Source organism: Nocardioides bigeumensis (assembly GCF_039531755.1).
GTDB classification, from domain to species: Bacteria; Actinomycetota; Actinomycetes; order Propionibacteriales; family Nocardioidaceae; genus Nocardioides; species Nocardioides bigeumensis.
In genome coordinates, this window is sequence record NZ_BAAAQQ010000011.1 from 292497 (window position 1) to 312419 (window position 19923).

17 protein-coding genes are annotated in these 19923 nt (G+C 71.9%); 8 read left to right on the forward strand and 9 right to left on the reverse strand.

Annotated elements, in window-relative coordinates:
- Positions 1 to 16: 16 nt before the first annotated feature.
- The 5 genes from paaE to paaA are packed head-to-tail and all read right to left on the reverse strand — an operon-like array spanning position 17 to position 3790.
- Positions 17 to 1087, reverse strand: a complete 1071-nt coding sequence (gene paaE, locus ABD295_RS10530; RefSeq protein WP_344303662.1) for a 1,2-phenylacetyl-CoA epoxidase subunit PaaE — start codon at positions 1085 to 1087, stop codon at positions 17 to 19.
- Positions 1088 to 1146: 59 nt separating this feature from the next.
- Positions 1147 to 1647, reverse strand: a complete 501-nt coding sequence (paaD, locus tag ABD295_RS10535) for a 1,2-phenylacetyl-CoA epoxidase subunit PaaD (protein ID WP_344303663.1) — start codon at positions 1645 to 1647, stop codon at positions 1147 to 1149.
- The gene (gene paaC / locus ABD295_RS10540) at positions 1647 to 2510 is read right to left on the reverse strand and encodes a 1,2-phenylacetyl-CoA epoxidase subunit PaaC (RefSeq protein WP_344303664.1); all 864 of its coding nucleotides are present in this window, start codon (positions 2508 to 2510) and stop codon (positions 1647 to 1649) included. Before paaC ends, paaD begins: the two co-directional genes overlap by 1 nt.
- A 51-nt stretch (positions 2511 to 2561) precedes the next feature.
- Entirely contained in the window at positions 2562 to 2852 is a 291-nt protein-coding gene (gene paaB / locus ABD295_RS10545; protein ID WP_344303666.1) for a 1,2-phenylacetyl-CoA epoxidase subunit PaaB, read from the reverse strand.
- Positions 2849 to 3790 carry a 1,2-phenylacetyl-CoA epoxidase subunit PaaA gene (paaA, locus tag ABD295_RS10550; RefSeq protein ID WP_344303667.1) on the reverse strand — a complete coding sequence of 314 codons (942 nt, stop codon included), beginning with the start codon at positions 3788 to 3790 and terminating at the stop codon, positions 2849 to 2851. Before paaA ends, paaB begins: the two co-directional genes overlap by 4 nt.
- 258 nt (positions 3791 to 4048) lie before the next feature.
- On the opposite strand from paaA, the gene ABD295_RS10555 reads away from it, so the two are divergent.
- A complete protein-coding gene (locus ABD295_RS10555) occupies positions 4049 to 4309 on the forward strand; it encodes a DUF3303 family protein (RefSeq protein WP_344303668.1) in 261 nt (86 codons plus the stop codon).
- 219 nt (positions 4310 to 4528) lie between these two features.
- Here ABD295_RS10555 and ABD295_RS10560 read toward each other — a convergent pair whose 3' ends face one another.
- Positions 4529 to 5911, reverse strand: coding sequence for an ABC transporter substrate-binding protein (locus ABD295_RS10560; RefSeq protein ID WP_344303669.1), 1383 nt, complete (start codon positions 5909 to 5911; stop codon positions 4529 to 4531).
- Positions 5912 to 6385: 474 nt separating this feature from the next.
- Between ABD295_RS10560 and pdhA the strand changes: the two genes are divergently transcribed.
- From pdhA to ABD295_RS10575, 3 genes are read left to right on the forward strand one after another with little or no spacing between them, the layout of a single operon-like run.
- On the forward strand, positions 6386 to 7480 hold the full coding sequence (pdhA, locus tag ABD295_RS10565) for a pyruvate dehydrogenase (acetyl-transferring) E1 component subunit alpha (protein ID WP_344303670.1): 1095 nt from the start codon (positions 6386 to 6388) through the stop codon (positions 7478 to 7480).
- A complete protein-coding gene (locus tag ABD295_RS10570) occupies positions 7477 to 8463 on the forward strand; it encodes an alpha-ketoacid dehydrogenase subunit beta (protein ID WP_344303671.1) in 987 nt (328 codons plus the stop codon). The genes pdhA and ABD295_RS10570 overlap by 4 nt, the downstream gene beginning before the upstream one ends.
- The gene (locus ABD295_RS10575) at positions 8460 to 9854 is read left to right on the forward strand and encodes a dihydrolipoamide acetyltransferase family protein (RefSeq protein ID WP_344303672.1); all 1395 of its coding nucleotides are present in this window, start codon (positions 8460 to 8462) and stop codon (positions 9852 to 9854) included. Before ABD295_RS10570 ends, ABD295_RS10575 begins: the two co-directional genes overlap by 4 nt.
- A 114-nt stretch (positions 9855 to 9968) precedes the next feature.
- Here ABD295_RS10575 and ABD295_RS10580 read toward each other — a convergent pair whose 3' ends face one another.
- Positions 9969 to 11150, reverse strand: coding sequence for a thiolase family protein (locus tag ABD295_RS10580; protein ID WP_344303673.1), 1182 nt, complete (start codon positions 11148 to 11150; stop codon positions 9969 to 9971).
- Positions 11151 to 11181: 31 nt separating this feature from the next.
- Positions 11182 to 12351, reverse strand: coding sequence for a histidinol-phosphate transaminase (hisC, locus tag ABD295_RS10585; RefSeq protein WP_344303674.1), 1170 nt, complete (start codon positions 12349 to 12351; stop codon positions 11182 to 11184).
- 131 nt (positions 12352 to 12482) lie between these two features.
- Here hisC and ABD295_RS10590 point away from each other — a divergent pair, with 131 nt between their 5' ends.
- The 3 genes from ABD295_RS10590 to ABD295_RS10600 all read left to right on the forward strand — a co-directional run bounded on the left by ABD295_RS10590 (position 12483) and on the right by ABD295_RS10600 (position 15900).
- Positions 12483 to 12947, forward strand: a complete 465-nt coding sequence (locus ABD295_RS10590; protein WP_344303675.1) for an Lrp/AsnC family transcriptional regulator — start codon at positions 12483 to 12485, stop codon at positions 12945 to 12947.
- A gap of 90 nt (positions 12948 to 13037) precedes the next feature.
- Positions 13038 to 15101, forward strand: a complete 2064-nt coding sequence (gene paaZ / locus ABD295_RS10595) for a phenylacetic acid degradation bifunctional protein PaaZ (RefSeq protein ID WP_344303677.1) — start codon at positions 13038 to 13040, stop codon at positions 15099 to 15101.
- Between the two features lie 4 nt (positions 15102 to 15105).
- Complete coding sequence (locus ABD295_RS10600) at positions 15106 to 15900, forward strand: ceramidase domain-containing protein (RefSeq protein WP_344303678.1); 795 nt, start codon at positions 15106 to 15108, stop codon at positions 15898 to 15900.
- Positions 15901 to 15976: 76 nt separating this feature from the next.
- Here ABD295_RS10600 and ABD295_RS10605 read toward each other — a convergent pair whose 3' ends face one another.
- Positions 15977 to 18541: a CHAT domain-containing protein gene (locus ABD295_RS10605; RefSeq protein ID WP_344303679.1), complete on the reverse strand. Its 2565-nt coding sequence runs from the start codon at positions 18539 to 18541 to the stop codon at positions 15977 to 15979.
- Between the two features lie 100 nt (positions 18542 to 18641).
- Between ABD295_RS10605 and ABD295_RS10610 the strand changes: the two genes are divergently transcribed.
- Positions 18642 to 19922 (forward strand): S8 family peptidase, encoded by a 1281-nt coding sequence (locus ABD295_RS10610; protein ID WP_344303680.1) that lies wholly within the window; start codon positions 18642 to 18644, stop codon positions 19920 to 19922.
- Position 19923: the final 1 nt, after the last annotated feature.

Here is a 19923-nt window from a genome sequence, read left to right on the forward strand (position 1 = left end):
GGAAGCCCCGAGTCGGCTAGGCGTCGAAGTCGACGGTGAGCGTGTCCGAGACCGCGTAGGACTGGCAGGTGAGCACGAAACCCGCCTCGACCTCGGCGTCCTCGAGCGCGTAGTTGCGGCGCATGTCGACCTCGCCGTCGGTGACCTTCGCCCGGCAGGTGCCGCACACGCCGCCCTTGCAGGCGAACGGCAGGTCGGAGCGGGTCGCCTGGGCGGCATCGAGGATCGGGACCGTGCGCGGGATCGGCGCGACGGCCGAGACTCCGTCGAGGATCACGGTGGCCTCGCTGGTCTCCCCCTCGATCGCCGGGTCCGCGCGGTGCAGCTCGGGCGGCGGCTCGTCGACGTAGAACAGCTCGAAGTGGATCCGGTCGCTGGGCACGCCGGCCTCACCCAGCACCGAGCGCGCGTCGTTGATCATCGCGAAGGGTCCGCACAACCACACGTGGTCGAGCGTCTCGGCAGGGGCGAGCAGGTCGACCAGCCGCCGGATCCGGTCGGCGTCGAGACGGCCGGAGAACAGCTCGACGTCGCGCGGCTCACGGGAGAGCACGTGCACGAGCTGGACCCGCGGACCGTAGCGGTTCTTCAGGTCGCCGAGCTCCTCGGAGAACATCACCGACGCGGTCGTGCGGTTGCCGTAGAGCAGGGTCACTCTCGCATCGGGATGGCGCAGCAGCGTGCCCGCCACCGCGAGCATCGGCGTGATGCCCGAGCCGGCCGCGATCAAGAGGTGCCGTCCGCCCATGGTCTCGTCGGCCTGGAAGGTACCGGTCGGGGTACCGACCTCGATCCGGTCGCCCACGCGCACGTCCTCGACGAACCACCGCGAGAAGGTCCCGTCCGGGATCGCCCGGACGCCGATGCGCGGACGCTCGCCCGCGGGCGCGCAGATGGAGTAGGAGCGGCGCTGCTCACCCCCCTCCAGGAAGCGGCGGATCGTCAGCGACTGCCCTGCCTTGAAGGCGTACGCCGCCGCGAGCTCGTCGGGCACCTCGAAGGTCACGGCGACCGCGTCGTCCGTCAGCCGCTCCACGTCGGCGACCACCAGCTCGTGGAAGACAGGTGCGGAACGAGCCGGTGCCACCGGCGCGGCTCGCCCTGAAGAGCCGAGGGACGAAGCGCCTCGCAAAGTGGTCGTCACCGTCAGATCTCCTTCACGTGCTCGAACGGCTCGAGGCAGGACGTGCAACGGTAGAGCGCCTTGCACGAGGTCGCGCCGAACTCCGAGGTCAGCTCCACCTCCGACGAGCCGCAGCGCGGGCAGTCGATGACCCGACGGGTCGGGAGCAGGTTGAGCACGAGCGGACCCGAAGGGGCCGGCCCGGGGGGTGAGATGCCGTGCTCGAGGAGCGTGCGTCGCCCCTCGTCACTGATCCAGTCGCTCGACCAGGCCGGGTGGAGCTCGACGCGCACGCGGACGTCGGCGTACCCCTCGTCAGTCAGCCGCCGCACCAGGTCGTCGCGCATCGTCGCCATCGCCGGGCAGCCGGAGTACGTCGGCGTGATCGCGACCTCGACGACCCCGTCGGTCTCCGTCACCGAGCGCAGCACACCCAGGTCGGCCAGCGTGAGCATCGGCAGCTCCGGGTCGGTGACCGTGGCCGCGATCTCGCTCGCCCTCTCGGTGATCGAGCGTGTCGACATCACCATCGACCCTCCGGGTGGGCACGGGCGACGACCTGCATCTCGGCCAGCAGGAGGCTCAGCGCCTCGGTGTGCCCGAGCCCGGCGGCCGGCCCGACCTCGGGCCGGTCGACACCGGCGACGGCCAGCACCTGATCGAGCACGGCGTCGGCGGCGGGGCCGGCGTCGTAGGCCTCGGCCAGCTCGGGGTAGAACGGCCACACGGCGGTCATCCCGGCGACCAGGCGACGTCGGGACTCCTCGGTCCCCTGCGCCAGCGTCACGAACCAGCGCCCGGCGTAGTCGCGGTGGTAGGCCAGCTCCTTGGCGCCCTTGCGGGCGATGGCCGACAGCACCTGGTCGGCGTGCGAGGACAGCCGCTCGAAGGCCGCGAGGCGGGCGATCGCGAACAGCAGGACACGGGCGATCGTCTGCGCGAAGTCGCCGTTGTCGATCTCGACGAGTCGGTGGTTGCGGAAGGCGTGCGCCTCGCGGAAGAACGCCAGGGCGTCCTCGTCCGGCACCGGCGACCCCTCGGGCAGGGCCGGGACGACCGACGGGTCGGCCGCGGCCGCCCGCGCCAGCAGCAGCCGCGCCTGGCCGAGCAGGTCGAGCGCGATGTTGGCCAGCGCGATGTCCTCCTCGAGGTCCGGAGCGTTGCTGCACCACTGCGAGACCCGCTGCGACAGGACCAGCGCGTCGTCGCCGAGCATCAGGCAGTACGCCGCCAGGTCGGCCGCGTCGACGCCGTCGGGGATCGTCGTGTCGACGCCGGCGAGCGGGTCCTCGAAGTCGGTGCCGAAGGCCCACTGGGACGTGTCGTTGCCGAGCATGCCTTCGTAGACGCTGCCGTGCACGTCATTGGGGTCAGGTGTGGGACTCATGGGTCCTCCGGTTGTCGAGCTCAGCCGAGACACTCCGGGTGTCGGGCTCCATCACATGTGGGGAACGTTGTCGGGGATCTCGTAGAAGGTCGGATGCCGGTAGACCTTGTCGCCGCTGGGGTCGAAGAGCGGGTCCTTCTCGTCGGGGCTCGAGGCCGTGATCGCGTCCGCGCGCACGACCCAGATCGAGACGCCCTCGTTGCGTCGGGTGTAGACGTCGCGGGCGTGCCGCACGGCCATCGCGTCGTCGGCCGCGTGCAGCGACCCGACGTGCACGTGGTTCAGGCCGCGCTTGCCGCGCACGAACACCTCGTAGAGCGGCCACTCCACCTCGGCGCTCATGCGGACGCCTTCGCGGCGAAGGCCGTCGCGGCCTCGCGGACCCAGGCCCCGTCCTCGTGGGCACGGCGTCGGTGCACGAGGCGCTGCGCGTTGCACGGACCGTTGCCCTTGACCACCTGCATAAACTCGTCCCAGTCGGGCTGGCCGAAGTCGTGGTGGCCGCGCTCGTCGTTCCAGCGCAGGTCAGGATCGGGCAGGGTCACGCCCAGCGCCTCGGCCTGCGGCACGGTCATGTCGACGAACCGCTGGCGCAGGTCGTCGTTGGTGTTGCGCTTGATGCCCCAGGCCATCGACTGGGCAGTGTTGGGCGACTCCTCGTCGGGGGGGCCGAACATCATCAGCGCTGGCCACCAGAAGCGATCGACCGACTCCTGCACCATCGCACGCTGCTCGTCGGTGCCGCGCATCATCGTCATCAGCAGCTCGTAGCCCTGCCGCTGGTGGAAGGACTCCTCCTTGCAGATCCGGATCATCGCGCGACCGTAGGGGCCGAAGGAGGTCCGGCACAGCGGCACCTGGTTGCAGATGGCGGCGCCGTCGACGAGCCAGCCGATGGTGCCGACGTCGGCGTAGGACAGCGTCGGGTAGTTGAAGATCGAGGAGTACTTCTGCTTGCCCGCGATGAGCAGCCGGGTCAGCTCGTCGCGGGAGACGCCGAGCGTCTCGCACGCGGAGTAGAGGTAGAGACCGTGGCCGGCCTCGTCCTGGACCTTGGCCAGCAGGATCGCCTTGCGGCGCAGCGACGGAGCCCGGGTGATCCAGTTGCCCTCGGGCTGCATGCCGATGATCTCCGAGTGCGCGTGCTGGGCGATCTGACGCACCAAGGTCTTGCGGTAGCCCTCGGGCATCCAGTCGCGTGGCTCGACCCGGTCTCCCGCCGCGACGATCGCGTCGAAGTCAGCCTCGAGGATCGACTCTTTCACGGCTTCACTCGTCATCGACTCTTCCCTTCCCTGGTGCACTCGTCCATCTGACTCCCATGGACGACGCCGAGTCTGCCGCCTCCACGAATTACTGACCGATCGGTCTGAAAAAAGTGTCGCACGGGGAACCAGGTCGTCGCAACGACATCCGGCAGATCCGCACCGACGGTTCTCGACAGGACCACCGACGCGCTGGTCTACCCCGCCGACCACAGCTCTGGCGCGCCGGAGGACCAGCCTCCATGCTGAGCGGACACCCACGAGGAGGACTGGATGCTGTTCCACATCGAGCAGACGCACGACCCCGCAGACTGTCCCTACGGCAGCGGCGGCTCCCGCAAGCTGCACGACGCATCGGCGCCCGGCGTCGACATCCTGGGCGTGTACGGCGCCTACACCGAGCACACGATCTTCCTGGTCGTCGAGGCCACCGACATCGATGCGCTGCACGCACTGCTCGCGCCGGGCATGCACACCTGCACGACCCGGATCACGCCGGTCAGCGAGCGGATCATGCCGCCGCCGGCCTCCTGATCCCTCCGCTCGACAGACGGGGCTCAGACACAAGTCGGCCCCGGACCGGGTCCGGGGCCGACTGTCGGGGGGAATCTCTCTTTCGGGGGGATTTCTTGTTACCGGGGGTGCTACTTGTTACCGGGGGGATTTCTTCGGGGGGATCGAGGTGGCCGCGAGAGCCGTCAGCTGCCCGAGGTGGCGTCGCGGGTCTGCGACGGGGCCATCTGGTTGGTGCCGTCAGTTGGCTGAGCTGGTCGAGTCGGCCTCGACGACCGTCTGATACTCGGGCTGGTTCTCGGCATTGAACGCGTAGATGCCGACGAAGCCGCGCGACGGATCGTGTGCGTCGTTGAGCGGGCCGATGCCGGACGGACCGGTGTAGTGGATCTCCTCGCCCTGCTCGAGCAGCGCGACACATTCGGCGAAGGTCGTGCACTGGGTGCCGTCGGTCGCTCCCGAGACGGCGAGGAGGTTCTTCTGGACCGTCTGCGATCGGGTGTCGCCGCCCTTGATCGCCGCGAGCGCCGACAACATGACCGCGTCGTAGGCCTCGGCGGAGTAGGAGTAGCCGGTCAGCTCCTCGCCCTCGATGGCTTGGTACCACCCGTTGGCGCGGTCCTTGTAGGACTGCGCAGGATCCGCGCCCGGCAGCGTGCCCACGGCACCCTCGAGCGCACCCTTCTCGACGTCCGCGCTGTAGTCGTTCAGGTTGCCGTCGACGAAGTAGGTCTTGGACATGTCCCAGCCCTGGGCCTCGAGCTCGGGCAGGATCGACTTGGTCTCGTCGAAGGCGATGATGGCGATGACGTCAGGTTTCGACGCCAGGGCCGCGGTCACGTCGGAGGAGAAGATCGTCTGCCCGGCGGGCCACTCGTCGCCTTCACCCTTGCACCCATAGGTGCAGGTGCCGCCAGACGCTTCGAAGTTCTGCTGAACCGTGTCGCGCAGGCCGGTGCCGTAGGTGTCGCTGAAGACCAGGAAGGCGAGCTTGGAGTAGCCGTCCTGGGCGATCGTCTCGCCGAGCACCTTGCCCTGGACGGTGTCGTCGGGCGCGGTGCGGAAGTAGAACGGCGAGACTCCGGACATGGCCGAGGCGGTGTTGGCCGCCGAGACCTGGGTGATCCTCTCGTCGGTGAAGGTGTCCACGACGTTGAGCGAGACGCTGGAGGACGCCGCGCCGATCACGACCGAGGGATTCGTGCGCACGAGCGCGCCCGCGGCGGCCGTCGACGTGGACATGTCGGTGGAGTCTCCGGAGTCCTGGATGTCGTAGCAGGCGTCCACGCCAGCGACGCCGCCGGCGGCGTTGATCTCGTTGACCGCGACGCCGATACCCGCGATCTCCGGGGGCGCGAGGAAGGCCAGGTTGCCCGACAACGGCAGGATGCCGCCGATGCGGAAGGCGTTGTCGGCCGACTGCTTGTCCGTGCACTCTGCAGCGGCGAACGTCTCGTCGGCCGGAGTCGTGGACCCGTCGCCGGTCGCCTCGGTCGGCGAGGCGGTGTCCTGACCCGTAGCGGGTGCGGGGTCGTCCTCGGAGCCGCAGGCAGCCAGGGTCAGCGTCAGCGCGGCAGCGCCCGCCATCAGCTTGACCAAGGAGGTCTTGGTGGATCGATTCACGTGGTGAACCCTTCTGGTGATGTGTGGTCGCGCCGCCCGCTCGTGCCGACCTATTGAGGCCCTCAGACGGGGGCTTGCGGGCGGCGGCCGTGGTGCATTGTCTTGCAGACCGTTCGGTCAGTAAAGACCGTACCTCACAGATTGAGGCGAACGTCTCACTTTCTTCCATTTTGCTTTTCCCTGAGCCAACGTTTGCGGTGAGCCGGCGCTCCCCTCGGGAAGGAGCGCGACCAGCGCGCGGAGTCCCGGGGGGAAGCTCCGCAGCGATGGGCGCCCGCTCCGAGGACCACATTCGTCGTCATCGGGGCGGGCGCCCTGCGGGCCCGAGAAGGCCGCAGACATCCGTCCAGACGCCGTCGTCTCGACCGTTGTCGAGTTGGACGATCGGTCCGCTCGGGCGGCCCCATCGAAGACCTTCTCTGCAATTCGGTCCCGCCCATGACGCACAGATGGTCCATCCTGCAGCATGTCGACATGCCAACTGCCGAAGACCTCTTCCTTCCTGCGAAGGAACCCGTCCAGCTGATCGACGGCAGCGGATCGGCGGTCGACGCCGAGGGCTTCACCCGCCCCGCGGACGACCGGCTGCTGGCGGCGTACGCCGGTCTGGTCGCCGCCCGGCGCCTCAACGACCAGGCCAACGCGCTGGTCCGGCAGGGTCGGCTCGCGGTCTACCCGTCCTCGCACGGGCAGGAGGCATGCCAGGTGGCCGCCGCCCAGGCGCTCGAGCCCGACGACTGGATGTTCCCGACCTACCGCGACACCGCGGCGGCCGTTGCCCGCGGCGTCGACCCGGCCGAGGTCCTGGTGCTCCTCAAGGGCGACTGGCACTCCGGCTACGACCCCCGCATGAAGAAGGTGGCTCCGCAGGCGACACCGCTGGCCACGCAGCTCCTGCACGCCGTCGGGGTCGCGCACGCCGCCCGGCTCAAGGACGAGCCGTCCGTCGTGCTCGCCATGTGCGGGGACGGCGCGACCAGCGAGGGCGACTTCCACGAGGCGCTCAACTTCGCCGCCGTGTTCCAGGCCCCGGTGGTCTTCTTCGTGCAGAACAACGAGTACGCGATCTCGGTGCCGCTCGCGAGGCAGTCGGTCGCGCCCTCCCTCGCCCACAAGGGCATCGGCTACGGCGTGCCCGGCCAGCGCGTCGACGGCAACGACGTGGCCGCCCTGCTCGCCGTGCTCGGCCGGGCCGTCGAGGTCGCCCGAGCTGGGGGCGGCCCGCAGCTGGTCGAGGCACACACCTACCGCATGCAGGCCCACACCAACGCCGACGACGCCGGTCGCTACCGCCACGACGACGAGGTCGCCGCCTGGCTCGACCGCGATCCGCTGGACCGCGTCGAGACGTTCCTGCGCGCGAGCGGCGCCCTGACAGACGAGCTCGCGACGGCGTACGCCGAAGCCGCCGAGTCGATGGCGGCCCAGGTGCGTGCCGCTCTCAACCAGGACGTGGTGCCCGACCCCGGCGACCTCTTCGAGCACGTGTATGCCGCGCGCACCACCCAGCTCGCCGAGCAGGCCGCACTCCTCTCCGACGAGCTGGCCCGACAGGAGGAGGTCCGATGACGCTGGACAAGCTCACCATGGCGCAGGCCCTCAACCAGGCCCTGCGCGACGCCATGACCGAGGACTCGAGCGTGCTCGTCTTCGGGGAGGACGTGGGTCCCCTCGGCGGCGTCTTCCGGATCACCGACGGCCTGACCGCCGAGTTCGGCACCGATCGCTGCTTCGACACCCCGCTCGCCGAGTCCGGCATCGTCGGGATGGCGGTGGGGCTCGCCATGAACGGCATGCGCCCGGTGGTCGAGATGCAGTTCGACGCCTTCGCCTACCCCGCCTTCGAGCAGATCGTCAGCCACGTCGCCAAGTACCGCAACCGCACCAGGGGCCGGGTGTCGCTGCCGTTGGTGATCCGGGTGCCCTACGCCGGTGGCATCGGCGGGGTCGAGCACCACTGCGACTCCTCCGAGTCCTACTACGCACACACCCCCGGTCTCCACGTGCTGGCCCCGGCGACGGTCGCCGACGCCTACGGCCTGCTGCGCGAGGCGATCGCCTCCCCTGATCCCGTGGTGTTCCTCGAGCCCAAGAAGCTCTACTGGACCAAGGAAGAGGTCGACCTGGCCGAGCGCGTGCCCGGCATCGGGTCGGCGGCAGTGGTGCGCGAGGGCACCGACGCGACCCTCGTCGCCTACGGACCGGCTGTGCCGCCTGCTCTCGAGGCCGCCGAGATCGCCGCCACAGAGGGGCGCAGCCTCCAGGTCGTCGACGTCCGCTCCATCGTGCCTTTCGACGACACCACGGTCTGTGCCGCGGTTCGCTCGACCGGCCGGGCCGTCGTCGTCGCCGAGGCCGCCGGCTTCGCGAGCGTGTCCTCCGAGATCGCGGCGCGCGTGTCCGAGCGCTGCTTCCACGACCTGGCGGCCCCGGTGCGCCGGGTCACGGGATTCGACATCCCCTATCCCCCGCCCAAGCTCGAGCACTTCCACCTCCCCAGCGCCGACCGGATCCTCGACGCCGTCGACGACCTCCAGTGGGGGCTCTCGTGAGCGCGGCGACGACGGCCGCACGGGCGCAGGTCTTCGCGCTCCCCGACCTGGGCGAGGGACTCACCGAGGCCGAGATCGTGCGCTGGGTCGTCACGGTCGGCGACGAGGTCGCCATCGACCAGACGATCCTCGAGGTCGAGACCGCCAAGTCCGTGGTGGAGGTGCCCTCGCCGTACGCCGGCAAGGTCCACGCGCTGCACGGACAGGCCGGCGAGACCCTGGCCGTCGGCGCCGCGCTGATCACCATCGCCGGTGCGGCAGACGCCCAGGCGGAGACTTACCGCGAGGAGGAGCGGGCCGGGTCGGGCAACGTGCTCATCGGCTACGGCACCTCGGGCGGGGGAGCGGCGGGCCGGCGTCGGCGGCGCCGGGCGACCGCCGCCGCGCCGGCACCAGTCGCGGCCCCGGCGGCATTCGGGTCCCCCCCGGCAGTCGCGCCCCCGCCGGCGGGCCGCCCCCGCGTCGCGTCACCGGTCGTACGCCGGCTGGCCCGCGACGGCGGGGTCGACCTCGCCGCCCTGACCCCGAGCGGCCCCGACGGGGTGATCTCCCGCGAGGACGTCGTCCGGGCGCTCGCGGCCGAGCAGCCGCCCGCAATCCCGACCGCAACCCCGGCAGCAACCCCGACAACAACCCCGGCAACCGGCCCGGCAACCGGCCCGGCACCAGTGCCCGCAGCGCCGTCGTTCGGACCGGTCGACGGCGAACGCCGGTGGACGCTCGACGCCTTCCGGAAGAGGTCCGCGGAGAACCTCGCCCGCAGCCGCGCCGAGATCCCCGAGGCCACCGCGTGGGTCGATGTCGACGTGACCCCGCTGTGGAACCTCCGCGAGGCTGCCCGCACGCCGGCTGACCCCGGGCCGGGGATCCTGGCCTACCTCGCACGCTTCACCGTCGCGGGTCTGCGCCGCTACCCCGTGCTCAACGCCAGCTTCGACCCCGCGCGTGACGAGGTGGTCGAGCACGGGCACGTCGCGCTCGGGCTCGCTGTGCAAGGTGAACGCGGTCTGGTCGTCGCGGCCGTCGCCGACGCCCACCGGATGACCACCTCCGACCTCGACGTCGCCATCCGTGACGTGACGGTCCGCGCCCGGGACGGCCGGGTGACCCCGCAGGAGCTGACGTCGGCCACGTTCACGCTCAACAACTACGGCAGCCTCCGCGTCGACGGCAGCGCCGCGATCATCCCACCCACGCAGGTCGGCATCCTCGGCTTCGGGCGGATGCTGGATCGGGCGTGGGTGGTCGACGGAGAGCTGGCCGTGCGCAAGATCGCGACGATGTCGTTCGTCTTCGACCACCGGGTGTGCGACGGCGACACGGCCGCCGGCTTCATGCGCGTGGTCGCTGACGCGATCGAGGATCCCGCGGCCGCCCTGAGACACCTCTAGGGCGCCACGGGAGGGCTCAGAGCGAGCCGGCGGGCACGGGGTTGAAGAAGTGCGGGCCCCGGAACCGGCTCGGGTCCGGCAGACCCTGCCCGGGGAGAGTGGTCCCGGTGGCTGTCACGGGCGTTCGACGAGGAGCGCCACACCCTGGCCGACGCCGACGCACATGGTGGCCAGGCCGCGGATGCCGTCGAGGCGCTCGAGCCTGCCGAGCAAGGTGACGACCAGGCGCGCGCCGGAGGCTCCGAGCGGATGGCCCAGGGCGATCGCCCCGCCGTCCGCGTTGACGATCTCGGGCGGGAGGTCGAGCTCGCGCTGACAGGCAAGCGCCTGGGACGCGAACGCCTCGTTGAGCTCGACCGCACACAGGTCCCCCAGGTCCCAGCGGGCCCGTGCCAACACCTTGCGCGTCGCGGGGACGGGGCCGATGCCCATGACCTCGGGGGCGACGCCGACGGACGCGGCCGCCACCAAGCGCCCCCGCGGCGTCAGCCCGAGGCGGAGCACGAACCGCTCGCTGGCCACGACGATCGCGGCAGCGCCGTCGTTGAGCGGGCTGGAGTTCCCGGCCGTGACCACGCCGCCCGGCCCGGTCACCGGTCGGAGCCGGGCCAGTGCCTCTAGGCTCGTGTCGGCACGAGGTCCCTCGTCGCGGGAGAGGCATCGGCCGTCGGGGAGCGGAACGCCCACGATCTCGGCATCGAACCGGCCCTCGTCGATCGCGGCGACTGCTCGCTGGTGGGAGCGCAGGGCGAACTCGTCGAGCTCCTCGCGGCCCAGGCCCCAGGTGCCGGCGACCCGCTCGGCCGTCTCCGGCATCGAGAGCGTGGTGTCGGCGTCGAAGCGGGGATTGGTGAACCGCCAGCCGATCGACGTGTCGTGCGAGGCGCCCGGCTTGGCGAAGGCCTTGGCCGGCTTCTCGAGCACCCACGGCGCCCGGGTCATGGACTCGACACCACCGGCGACGACCACGTCGGCGTCTCCGGACGCGATCATCTGCCGCGCGGTCGCGATGGCGGTCAGGCCGGACGCGCACAGCCGGTTCACGGTCACCCCCGGCACCGTCTCCGGGAAGCCGGCGAGCAGCCAGGCCAGCCTGGCGACGTTGCGGTTGTCCTCGCCCGCTTGGTTCGCGGCCCCCAGGATCACCTCGTCGACGAGCTCGGGGTCGACGCCGGCCCGACGTACCGCCTCCCCGACCGTCAGGGCCGCGAGGTCGTCGGGCCGGACGTGGGCCAGGCTGCCGGCGTGCCTCCCGATAGGGGTACGGACGCCGTCGATGACGAACGCATGCTGCACAGCTGCTCCTCCAGGAGGCCGTGGACGCCGCTCAGGACGCCCGGGTGCGGGTGGTGGTCCACTCGGTCGCGATCTCGACCAGGCGGTCGTTGGCCTCGGGCTCGCCGATCGAGGCGCGAACCCCGTCGCCGGCGAAGGGCCGGACCACGATGCCGGCGCGCTCACAGGCCACCGCGAAGTCGGACGCGTCGTCCCCGAAGCCCAGCCACACGAAGTTGCCTTGCGCGTCGGGGACGTCGAGCCCGGCCCGCCGGAGCCCGTCGAGGACCCGGACGCGCTCGGCGACGAGCGTCTCGACCCGCTCGGCCAGCGCAGGTTGCGCCGACAGCGAGGCCACCGCGGCCGCCTGCGCGATCGCCGTCACCCCGAACGGCAGCGACACCGCGCGCAGTGCTGCGGTGATGGGCGCCGGTCCCACTGCGTAGCCGACCCGGAGGCCGGCCAGGCCGTAGGCCTTCGAGAAGGTCCGGGTCACCACGACGTTCTCGTGGCGGCGGTACGTCGTCACCCCGTCGACCGGGTCGGCCATCCGCACGAACTCGGCGTAGGCCTCGTCGAGCACCACGAGGACGCGCGAGGGCACCACCGCAAGGAACGCGTCGAGCTCGGCCTGGGTCACGGCCGGGCCGGTGGGGTTGTTGGGCGTGCAGACCAGGATCACCCGGGTGCGGGGGGTGATCGCCGTCAGCATCGCGTCGAGGTCGTGCCTGCCGTCGACCGTGAGCGGCACGCGCACCGACGTGGCGGCCGCCACGCTCGCGGCGATGGGGTAGGCCTCGAAGGACCGCCACGCGTGGATCACCTCGTCCCCGGGCTCGCAGAAGGCCTGCAGGAGCTGGTAGATCAGCGCGACGCTTCCCGTGGCCACCGCCAGGTGCTCGGTCGGGACCTCCAGCCTGGCCGCCAGGGCGTCGTGCAGGACGGAGCTCCCCAGGTCGGGGTAGCGGTTCATGCCGGCGGCCGCCTCGGCGGACGCGGCGAGCACGCCCGGGAGCGGGGGGTAGGGGTTCTCGTTGGAGGACAGCTTGTAGCTGCGCAGCCCCTCGCGCGGCGTCGGCGGCCGGCCGGGGACGTAGGGCGGGATCGACTGGATCGAGCAGCGCGGCTGCGGGGCGGTCGTCAGGCGATCGCGGCGCCGCAGGAGGTGATCGACGAGCGACGGCTCCCCGACCCGGGTCGGAGGCACGCGATGTTCTGTCATGGTCAAATCGTCCGCTGACGGTCAACTGTCGTCCACAAGACGCAGAATCTCGAGACTCTGTTGGAGCAAGTGGGTCTAAACTGCACCAACAGTCCACGATGACTCGGCGTCCGTCACCTCTGGAGAGACAGATGACAGCACCCCTCGACGAGATCGACCTGCGCATGCTCGACGCGCTCAGCCAGGACGCCCGGGTCTCGATGCGCGCCCTGGCCGAGCGGCTCCACATCTCGCGAGCCAGCGCCTACGCCCGCCTCGACCGGCTCAAGGACAACGGCGTGGTGCGTGGCTTCCGGGTCGATGTCGATCCCGTGAAGTGCGGCCTCGGCACGACGGCGTACGTCACGCTCAACCTCAACCAGGCCGACTGGCGCGACATGCGCAACCGGCTGCTGGCGCTCGAGGGCGTCGCCCACTTCAGCTTCGTCGGCGGGGAGTTCGACGTCGTGCTGCTCGTCCGCGCGCGCGACAACGCGGGGCTGCGCCGGATCATCCTCGACGACATCCAGACCATGCCGGGCGTGCAGAGCACCCGCACCCTGCTGGTGTTCGAGGAGCACACCCCGGTGCCGAGGTTGACCGATCGCATTTCCTGACCGAACGGTCTGTAATACCCTGGTCGCCCGGCGTCCGGTGCCCGAGCGCTGCGATGCTCGACCCGAGGACGTCACGAGAAGGAGTCCCGCATGCCCTTGCTGCAGAGCTATGCCGCCGGCCGTTGGTTCACCGCCGCCGAAGGTCCGGACGGCGGTACGCCGCTGCTGGACGCGACCACGGGCGAGGAGGTCGCCCGGATCAGCGCCAAGGGGCTCGACCTCGGGGAGATGACGGCCTACGCGCGCGCCGTCGGCGGGCCCGCGCTGCGCGAGCTGACCTTCCACCAGCGGGCGATGATCCTCAAGGAGCTCGGCAAGCACCTGACCTCGCTGAAGGACGAGTTCCACGCGCTCTCGCTGCGCACCGGCGCCACCGCGCGTGACGGGATGGTCGACATCGAGGGCGGCATCGGCACCGTCTTCGGCATCGCCAGCAAGGGCACCCGCGAGCTGCCCGACGACACCGTCCTCGTCGACGGCGGGCTGGAGCGGCTCGGCCGTGAGGGCAGCTTCCTCGGCCAGCACGTGTGGACCTCGCGTCCCGGGGTCGCGGTGCAGATCAACGCGTTCAACTTCCCCGTGTGGGGCATGCTCGAGAAGCTCGCCCCGGCCTTCATCGCCGGCGTCCCGAGCATCGTCAAGCCGGCCAGCCAGACGGCGTACCTCACCGAGCTGGTCGTGCGCCGCATCATCGAGTCGGGACTCCTGCCCGAGGGCACGCTCCAGCTGCTCAGCGGCTCGGCGGGCGGTCTGCTCGACGAGCTGACCGTGCAGGACTCGGTGGCGTTCACCGGCTCCGCCCACACCGCCGGTCTCCTGCGCACCCACACCAACGTGCTCCACGGCGGCGTCACCCTGACCGTCGAGGCCGACTCGCTCAACTGCTCCGTCCTCGGCCCCGACGTGACCGCCGACGACCCCGAGCTCGACCTCTTCGTCAAGGGCGTCGTCGCCGAGATGACGGTCAAGGCCGGGCAGAAGTGCACCGCGATCCGGCGCGCGATCGTGCCGGCGTCGATGGCCGACACCGTGGTCGACGCGATCGCCGCGCGCCTCGCGACGATGCGCGTCGGCAACCCCGCGCACGCCGACACCCGCATCGGCCCGCTCGCGTCGCTCGAGCAGCGCGAGGAGGTCCGCAAGGCCATCCAGTCGCTGCGCTCGTCGGCCGAGATCGTCTACGGCGACCCCGATCGGGTCGACGTGCTCGACGGCGACGACCAGCGCGGGGCGTTCCTCTCCCCCGTGCTGCTGCGCGCCGCCAAGGGCGCCGTCGAGCCGCACGACGTCGAGCCGTTCGGACCGGTCAGCACCGTGCTGACCTACGACACCGTCGACGAGGCGGTCACGCTCGCCGCCCGCGGCAAAGGCAGCCTCGTCGCCTCCGTCGTCACCCACGACGCCGCCGTGGCGCGGTCGATCGTGCTGGGGCTCGCGCCCTGGCACGGACGGATCCTGGTGCTCGACCGCGACGACGCCAAGGAGTCCACCGGGCACGGGTCGCCGTTGCCGATGCTCGTGCACGGCGGCCCCGGACGCGCCGGCGGCGGCGAGGAGCTCGGCGGCGTGCGCGGCATCACCCACCACATGCAGCGCACCGCGATCCAGGCCTCGCCCGACATGCTCACCGCCATCACCGGCCGCTGGACGACCGGCTCGCAGCGCCGCGTCGAGGAGGTGCACCCCTTCCGCAAGAGCCTCACCGACCTGCGCATCGGCGACACGATCTCTTCGGCCTCCCGCCGGGTGACCCTCGCCGACATCGACCACTTCGCGGAGTTCACCGGCGACACGTTCTACGCCCACACCGACCCCGAGGCCGCCGCTGCCAACCAGCTCTTCGGCGGCATCGTCGCGCACGGCTACCTCGTGGTGTCGTTGGCCGCCGGGCTCTTCGTCGACCCCGACCCGGGCCCGGTGCTGGCCAACTTCGGCGTGGACAGCCTGCGGTTCCTCACGCCGGTGAAGGTCGACGACGAGATCGCCGTCCAGCTCACGGTCAAGCAGATCACCCCGCGGTCCAACGCCGACTACGGCGAGGTCCGGTGGGACGCCACCGTCACCAACGCCGAGGGCGAGCCGGTCGCGACCTACGACGTGCTGACCCTGGTCGCCAAGACCTGGCCGCTCTCCCCGGCAGAAGGGGCAGACTGACCGGGTGACCGACCGCCGAGCCTTCGTCTCGGCGGCCGCCACAGCAGTCCTGTCGACCGGTCTGCTGGCACTGGCGATCGGGCTCGACTGGCTCGGGCCCGACGTCGGGCGCGGGTCGCAGTTCTGCGAGGCGGCGCGCGACGGCTCGGTGCTGCAGCCGGCCAACGCGTCGAGCAACGTCGGCTTCGTCGTGGCCGGGCTGGTGATCGGCTGGGAGGCTCAGCGGCGCCGGTTGCGGATCGACGGACTGACGGCGGCGTACGCCTGTGTCGTGGTGCTGCTCGGTCCCGGCAGCGCGGCCATGCACGCGACCCAGTCGGCGCTGGGCGGCTGGCTCGACACGACGTCGATGTATCTCGTCGCGTCCTTCGCGGCGGCGTACGCCCTGACCCGCTGGTGGCGTCGCGGCGCGCTCTTCTTCTGGCAGGTCTTCCTGCTGCTGGTCGCGGCCTGCGAGGTGGTGGGCACCGCTGACGCGGTGGTGCCGGTGTTCCAGACGTGGGGCAACGTGATCTTCGGCGCCCTGCTCGTCCTGGCGATCGTGGTCGAGGTGCTGCTCTGGCGGCGGGGCGCCGCGCATCCCGAGCTCGGCCGCACCCGCCTGGCGTACGGCGCCGCCGCCGCCGCCTCGATCGGCCTCGCCTTCGCGATCTGGAACGCCTCCCAGCACGGCCTCTGCGACCCGCACTCCCTCCTGCAGGGCCACGCCGCCTGGCACCTCCTCTGCGCCCTCGCGGCGTACTTCCTCTTCAGGCTCTGGGCCAGCGAATCGGCTGCCAGGGTTGCGGGTAACGCCTAGCGAGCACTGCTCCTGCCCCCATATATCGGGGCAGGAGCGACAGGAAGGGGGCGTTACCCGCAGTCAGCGGCGCCCCTCAAACGCCGAGGGCGAGGAAGGCAGCGGCAGTGGCGGCCCGGGTGGGGTCGTCGGCGGCGGAGGTACGCGCGGCGAGCAGCGCGCCCGCGAGGTCGGCGCCCGAGTCCAGCGCCGCGTGGACGTCGACCATCACGTCGACGGTGGCCTCGTCGTTGACCACCGCCACGCTGGCCACGACGCCGACGGTGCCGATCGCGAGCAACGACGACACCAGCCCCAGCAGCTCGCCGGCGCCGACCGGCGCGAGCACCCCCGAGTCGCACGCCGACAGCACGACCCGGTGCGGGGCACGCTCGAGGCGCTCGAAGTCGTGGACGGCCAACGGCCCGTCGGCGAGGTCGAGCGACGAGAACAGCGGCGAGTCGGCGCGGAAGTGACCGTGGGCGGCGAGATGGGCGAGGCCCGCACCGTCGAGCGCGGCCATCGACGACTCGACCGTCGCCGCACCGTCCCGGAGCACGACGGCGTCCGGATGACCCGGGGCGACCACCTCGATCTCGGCACCACCGGTGGTCAGTCCCGGCCCGGACACGAAGACCCGTGCGTCCGAGGCGGCGGGCCGGTCGAGCGCGCGCAACCAGAGAGCGGCGGACGGCACGATCGAGTGGGGTACGCCGGCCAGCGACGGCAACAGCCCCCAGGGCACCCCGTGCAGCGGCGGGGTCGGCGAGACGACCACCGGGCCGGTCAGTCGCCCGGCGGCACGGCCGAGCAGGGCTCGCTCCAACCGCTCCCCTACCTGGGCGAGCCTGGCCGGACGCCCCCGCGCGGCCTGGCGCAGCGCGAACGCCGCCGCCGTCGCCGCCTGCTCGGCCGCCTCGACCGACCCGACCTTCACCCGCCGGACAGCACCTCGGGACACCACCACCGCGTGCAGGGTCCCCGCGACCTCGATCAGCTCGACGAACGATCCTCCGCCCGCGGCCGACACCAGCGCGGGCACGTCGAGCGGCGCCGACACGGGGTCTCCCGCGCCGGCCGACTGGTGCAGCCGGGAGCGCAAGGACGCCTCCAGCCGCCGGCGTTCGACCTCCAGCGCGCTGACGTCGTCTCCCTCCTCCCGCGCCTCGCGCAACCGCCGCGCGTTGTCGCGGAGCAGCGCGACGGGTCCCGCCACCTGGGCGGACCCCAGGCGGACCGGAGGTTGCGACAACGAGGTCGCCCGCCACCGCTCGCTCCACGCCAGCAGTCGACGGGGCGGGCCGGTGACGGTCGTCCGCAGGGCGAGCGCGGCCAGGTCCTCGCCGTGCCGGCTCGCCAGGGCCCGCAGCTCCGAGCTGCCGAGCGTCGCGCGGTGCCGGTCGAGCTCGTCCAGACCGCTGCGGCAGGCGCGCAGCACGCCGCGACCGTCCCCCTGCGCCTCACGCAGCCAGCCCTCGGCGAGCCAGCCGGTCGCCCGGGTGAGCGGCAGGTGGTGCGACCGGAAGGTCGCGGCGTGGACCAGCGGACCGGTCTCGCGATCCGGAGCCAGACGCGCCGCCAGCAGCCAGGCCTGGGCCGCCTCCTCCGCCCGCTCGCTCTCCAGCCGGCCGGCGACGGCCAGCGACGCGGCCGCGGCCTCCGGGCCGGACGTCCCGGACTCCAGGCGCGCGCGGATCTCCACGTACTCGGCTCGGAGGCCGAACCACTCCCGCGCCTGCTCGTCGAAGAGCCGTCTCGCGGTCGTCGCCTCGTCGAGCGCGGAGTCGGGGTGCCCCGCACTCAGCAGGGCCAGGGCGCGCATCAGCCGCAGGTCCGCCTCCTGGGTCGGTGCGAGCCCACCCCGGGCCTGACGTTCGGCGCACACGGCGGCCGCCTCGGCGGGGAGCCCGGCGGCGAGGAACACGAGCGCGCGGTCCTGGGCGAGCTCGTAGGCGTCCAGGCCGAGGCGCGCGTAGTCCCGGTCCGCCTCGTCGTAGAGGCTCAGCGCTGCCGGCAGGTCGCCTCGCTGGTAGGCGATGCCCGCTCGGTTGTGGAGGGCAGCAGCCGCGTCGGCGAGCATGCCCTCGTCGAGGAAGATCAGCTGGGCGGCAAGGACGGCCGCCTCGGCCGCCTTGGTGTCGCCCAGCGACTGCCGGATCCAGGAGATGTTGTTGAGGGTGCGGGCCTCCCAGGCACGGTCCCCACCGGCGCGCGCACCCACCAGGGCCGCCTCGAAGTCAGCCAGCGCCGCCGCCGCCTGCCCGAGGAGGCCCCAGTGCACGAACCCACGCCGCATCAGCACGCGCGCCCGGACCGTCGGCGTCCGCGCCTCGTCCAACGCCGCGTCGAACTGCCCCATCGAGTCGGCGGACCGGCCGGCATAGGCGAGGGTGACACCGAGGGTGGCGCGTACGTCGGCCGACCGGTCCCCGTCGCCGCTGGCTCCGGCATGCCGCAGGGCCGTCTCGAGCTCGACGAGCGCGGCACCGGTGTCGCCGCGCTCGCGGCGTACGAGGCCACGCGCCTGGTGCGCGACCGCGCGGTGCCAGTCGTCCCCACCCGCGGCGAGCGCGGCGTCGGCGCGCTGCTCGGCCGAGGGCGGATCCGAGAGTGCCATCAGCAGGAGACCCTCGGCCCAGGCAAGGCCATCGGCGTCTGGCATGGACCACTCCTCCGCAGGCTTTCTTCGCGCCAGGCCCCCCGGTTAACGTCGCGCTCGAACGGGAGGTCTCCCATTCTGTCGAGTGACCGGAGGCAAGTGCGTGAGCGACTTCAAGATCGGCGACGACCAGCGGCGGCGCGCCACCGACCAGCTCGAGAAGCTGCGCGAGGCCAACGAGGGCCGACTGGCCTGGGACACCGAGGCGCCGGCCGACTTCACGTACTTGTACGACCCCGACCACGTGCTCGTCCTCGCTGACGACCGGGCCGACCTGGAGGGCGCCCTGCGCCGGCTCGACCGTGCGTTCGAGCGGGTCCCGCTGGACCCGGACGACGACGGGCAGGACGGGGAGGACGAGACGCTGTTCCGCTACCTGCTGCCCGACCGGCGCGAGGGCGAGTCGATCGGCGACGTCATCGACGAGCTCGAGGCCGATGCCGGGCTGGCAAGAGGCCGCATCACCCCCGACCACTGGATCCACATCGCGCCGACCGGGAAGGGCACGGCGTGCCCGGCCACGGAGCCCGAGGAGACGGGTCTCTGCGAACCGTGGCCGCCGGTGTACGACGACAGCCGCGGCAAGGGCGTCCAGGTGGTGGTGGTCGACACCGGTTGGCACCCGCCGGCCGCCACCAACCCGGCCACCCCGTGGCTCGAGGGAGTCGACGGTGACGACGAGAACAACGCGTCCCCGCTGCGCGAGTACGCCGGCCACGGCACCCACATCGCGGGCGTCGTCCGGTGCCTCGCACCGGCCACGAGCGTCTTCGTCGAGGGCTTCGCCGTCAACGGCATCGGAGGTGGCGGCATCCTCGAGTCCCAGATGGTCCGCCAGCTGCGTGAGGCGATGGCGCACAAGCCGCAGGTGATCAGCATGTCCGCCGGCCTCCGGACCCGCCACGACCTGCCGTCGCTGGTCTTCCAGCGCTTCCACGACCACCACCTCAAGGACGCCGACTGCGTGCTGGTCGCCGCGGCCGGCAACGACACCTCACCCGCGCCGTTCTGGCCCGCGGCGTTCGACTGGGCCGTCGGCGTCGGCGCGCTCGACCGCGACCTGCGGGTCTCGGACTTCTCCAACTACGGCGTCTCCGCCGACGTCTACACCGTCGGCCGCAACATCGTGAACGCCTTCCCCGACGGGGAGTACGTCTGCTTCGAGACGCCGCACAAGGGTGACGTGCGCGAGTTCAAGACCGGCCTGGCGCGCTGGAGCGGCACGTCGTTCTCGACACCGATCGTGGCCGGTCTCATCGCCGCCGAGATCTCGGCGAGCGGCGCCGACGCCAGGACCGCGAGGGACACCGTGCTGGCGCGCGCCGTCTACCGCTCCGACCCGACAGTCGGCCCCATCAAGGTGCTCGACTGGAACGACTTCTGAG